Genomic DNA, 2,500 nt, shown 5'->3' with positions numbered 1-2,500 from the left:
GGGTCATGGCGACTTACCAAACCAAGGCAAACTCCGAATACCGATGAGTACAGCTTGGGAGACAGAGCACCGGGTGCTAACGTCCGGACTCAAGAGGGAAACAACCCAGACCGCCAGCTAAGGTCCCTAAAATTGGCTAAGTGGGAAACGAAGTGGGAAGGCTAAAACAGTCAGGATGTTGGCTTAGAAGCAGCCATCATTTAAAGAAAGCGTAATAGCTCACTGATCGAGTCGTCCTGCGCGGAAGATGTAACGGGGCTAAGCCAGTTACCGAAGCTGCGGATTTGCAATTTATTGCAAGTGGTAGGAGAGCGTTCTGTAGGCCTGTGAAGGTGTGTTGTAAAGCATGCTGGAGGTATCAGAAGTGCGAATGCTGACATGAGTAGCGTTAAAGGGGGTGAAAAGCCCCCTCGCCGTAAGCGCAAGGTTTTCTACGCAACGTTCATCGGCGTAGAGTGAGTCGGCCCCTAAGGCGAGGCAGAGATGCGTAGCTGATGGGAAACAGGTCAATATTCCTGTACCGATGACAAGTGCGATGTGGGGACGGAGAAGGTTAGCTCAGCCAACTGTTGGATATGTTGGTTCAAGCCTGTAGTCGTGCCTGGTAGGCAAATCCGCCGGGCTTAGATGAGGGGTGATAACGAGGGTGCTTGCACCTGAAGTGAGTGATACCCTGCTTCCAGGAAAAGCTACTAAGCTTCAGCTTGTCATTGACCGTACCGCAAACCGACACTGGTGCGCGAGATGAGTATTCTAAGGCGCTTGAGAGAACTCAGGAGAAGGAACTCGGCAAATTGATACCGTAACTTCGGGAGAAGGTATGCCCCAAGTAGGTGAACTCGAACAGAGGGAGCCCAACGGGGTTGCAAAAAATCGGTGGCTGCGACTGTTTAATAAAAACACAGCACTCTGCAAACACGAAAGTGGACGTATAGGGTGTGACGCCTGCCCGGTGCTGGAAGATTAAATGATGGGGTGCAAGCTCTTGATTGAAGTCCCAGTAAACGGCGGCCGTAACTATAACGGTCCTAAGGTAGCGAAATTCCTTGTCGGGTAAGTTCCGACCTGCACGAATGGCGTAACGATGGCCACACTGTCTCCTCCTGAGACTCAGCGAAGTTGAAATGTTTGTGATGATGCAATCTCCCCGCGGAAAGACGGAAAGACCCCATGAACCTTTACTGTAGCTTTGTATTGGACTTTGAACAGATCTGTGTAGGATAGGTGGGAGGCTTTGAAGCTGGAACGCTAGTTTCAGTGGAGCCGACGTTGAAATACCACCCTGGTGTGTTTGAGGTTCTAACCTAGGTCCATTATCTGGATCGGGGACAGTGCATGGTAGGCAGTTTGACTGGGGCGGTCTCCTCCCAAAGCGTAACGGAGGAGTTCGAAGGTACGCTAGTTACGGTCGGACATCGTGATAATAGTGCAATGGCATAAGCGTGCTTAACTGCGAGACTGACAAGTCGAGCAGATACGAAAGTAGGACATAGTGATCCGGTGGTTCTGTATGGAAGGGCCATCGCTCAACGGATAAAAGGTACTCTGGGGATAACAGGCTGATACCGCCCAAGAGTTCATATCGACGGCGGTGTTTGGCACCTCGATGTCGGCTCATCTCATCCTGGGGCTGTAGCCGGTCCCAAGGGTATGGCTGTTCGCCATTTAAAGAGGTACGTGAGCTGGGTTTAAAACGTCGTGAGACAGTTTGGTCCCTATCTTCCGTGGGCGCTGCAGATTTGAGGAAGCCTGCTCCTAGTACGAGAGGACCGGAGTGGACACACCTCTGGTGTATCGGTTGTCACGCCAGTGGCATTGCCGAGTAGCTAAGTGTGGAAGAGATAACCGCTGAAAGCATCTAAGCGGGAAACTCGTTTCAAGATGAGATCTGCCGGGGCCTTGAGCCCCCTGAAGAGTCGTTCAAGACCAGGACGTTGATAGGTCAGGTGTGGAAGCGCAGTAATGCGTTAAGCTAACTGATACTAATTGCTCGTGCGGCTTGACCCTATAACTTTGATCACACGCTGCAAGGTGTGCATTGATCAAGGCTGTTATGCCAAGTTGACGCATTCAAAAAAGGCTGAAAGGCCGAGCGCAAGCTCAAAAATCTGATTCCAAGCTCTATGAATTTGTTGTCTTGACGCCAGTCAAGGTGACACCCAGTTATGCCTGATGACCATAGCAAGTTGGTCCCACTCCTTCCCATCTCGAACAGGACAGTGAAACGACTTAGCGCCGATGATAGTGCGGATTCCCGTGTGAAAGTAGGACATCGTCAGGCTTTTAACAGCCCAAAACGCCTCACCGTTCGGTGGGGCGTTTTCTTTAGAAGACATCAAAAATCTTTTAAAGAAAGCGCAAAAGCGTGATACAATAGAAGGCTTCGCTGATCGCAGCGAGGCAAGAGCAGGTGGCGAGAAGTTGCCTGGGTTCTTTAAAAATATACAGCCGATAAGCGTGGGCGTTTGATGGTGATTGCCAAGTTCTTCGGAACTTAGCT

General features: G+C 50.8%; 2 rRNA genes (1 of these 2 running past the window's edge). Both read left to right on the top strand.

The annotated features are described in order from the left end of the window. Positions 1–2,007 (top strand): 23S ribosomal RNA (locus QLQ16_RS02735); it begins 870 nt to the left of the window's first position. Positions 2,008–2,168: 161 nt separating this feature from the next. Further along, a 5S ribosomal RNA gene (gene rrf, locus QLQ16_RS02730) occupies positions 2,169–2,281 on the top strand. The last annotated feature ends 219 nt before the right edge of the window (positions 2,282–2,500 follow it).

Source organism: Limnohabitans lacus (assembly GCF_030053395.1).
Taxonomy (GTDB): Bacteria; Pseudomonadota; Gammaproteobacteria; order Burkholderiales; family Burkholderiaceae_C; genus Limnohabitans_A; species Limnohabitans_A lacus.
The sequence above is the reverse complement of the archived record's forward strand: the minus strand, read 5'-3'. Positions and strand labels throughout refer to the sequence as shown.